General features: G+C 50.1%; 1 pseudogene. It reads right to left on the bottom strand.

Annotated elements, in window-relative coordinates:
- A pseudogene (locus SC428_RS22000) lies at positions 1-1,736 on the bottom strand (type IV secretion protein Rhs); the annotation flags it as partial.

Genomic DNA, 1,736 nt, shown 5'->3' on the forward strand with positions numbered 1-1,736 from the left:
GACGCCACCAATAAGCGGTTTAGGTTATCCCACTGGTACTGATAGCTATCAGTTAATGTTTCCCGTTTAGCAAGGTTACCGGCGGGGTCATACTGCAACAACACCGTGCGAGCGGGGGAAGGGAACACACGGTCGCCTAAGCGAGTTTCTTCGGCTAAACGGCCGAAACTGTTATACCGATATTGCAGCAGCGTATCATCCGGTCGGATTTCCTCGATAAGTCGGCCTTCGGCATCACGGTTAAGTAGGTAGCGTCCGCCATTGGCGTTTTCAATTGAAATTAATGCCCCCTCAGCATTGTAATGGTAGTGGATATGCCGAGCGAGTTTATCAATTTCCGTTGTGACGCGACCGAAGGCGTTGTATTGCCATTGACGCGGCGTATTATCATTGCGTTGGTGATGGGTGAGGAGCCCTGCGGCATTCCAAGCCAGTTGCACGGTGGACTCATCGGGTAACACGATGCGCATGAGACGCCCCGCCTCATCGTAATGATACTCTGTAGCTTCCTGCAAGGCGTTGGTTTGAGAAACAACACGCCCCTCATCATCATAACGCCAAGTATGTTGTTTGCCCGAGCAGTCGATATGACGTAATATTTGCCCCCGCTTTGTCCAAAGAAACTCGCTGCGGCCTTGTTTGGCATCGATGCGAGCAGTTGGCCTTAGCGTACTGTTAAAGTCATAGCGGTATTCGGTGGTTTGCTCCAGAGGGGAAATTTCTTTGATTAACCGCCCAAAACGGTCATAGTCTAAACGCGATTCAGTGCCATCAGGCCAAAAGACGGTGATAAGGCGTTCGCGTTCATTTTGATATTGCCAGCGGGTTTGGTTGCCATTACCATCGGTTAAACTGAGTAATCGCCCGAGTTCATCCCACTCACTGGTTTGGGTGTGCCCTTCGGCGTTGCGACAGCCACACGGTAGCCCGAATTCATCCCACAGCAGTTCGGTTTGGATGCCGGTACGGTCAGTATACTGAATAATCTGATAGTCATCATTGAGTTGCCAAAAGGCGGTTGTGCCATCGTGCCAATACGCGGTTCGTGTGAGGTTGATATCATCGTATTCGAGGCGGTAACGCTCCCCTTCACTGGTACTGTTCTCAATCACACGCCACAGATTATCGTCGGTAAATTCCCAGCGGTATTCACTGCGTAAACCATATTTATCGGTATGCCACGCCATGATACCAGCGTCTGTCCAGCCAAATTGGCGGTAAGGGTGCTCGGTGTGCTGTTCGACACGCACCAGTTGAGCGTGCTCGTTATAAAAATAAGCACACTGACGACGGCGTGCTTGATGGGCATTCACCTGATACACGGCAGTGAGGCGTGATACCGTTTTCTCTTCAAGCTCAAAGGATTGATATTCACAAGTGATATTCAGGTCACCGCAACCGGTAATTTGAATCAGTTTATGCTGCTCATTGTAGTGGAAGCGCTGCTCGTTACCCACATTATCAACAATATGGCTTAAGCGGCTATGGCCTTGGGCATCAAAAGGGGAGTAATGGTAACGTAGCTCTCCCGCATCCTGAAACGTCCAACTGTCATCATCATTATGGGTTATCCAACCTTGGGCAGCCTCACAAAAGCTACGGTGTCCGTGTGGGATGTCTGGAAATGGGAGGATATCCCCCGACAGGTTTTGCCAAACAAAGCCATCTTCGGTTTTTATTAATCGGCTTTCCCAAAAGAAGCTCCAACCACGGCCGAGTACACCGTCATAGCAATA

It is taken from the genome of Providencia sp. 2023EL-00965, assembly GCF_033550225.1.
In the GTDB taxonomy this organism is placed as follows: Bacteria; Pseudomonadota; Gammaproteobacteria; order Enterobacterales; family Enterobacteriaceae; genus Providencia; species Providencia manganoxydans.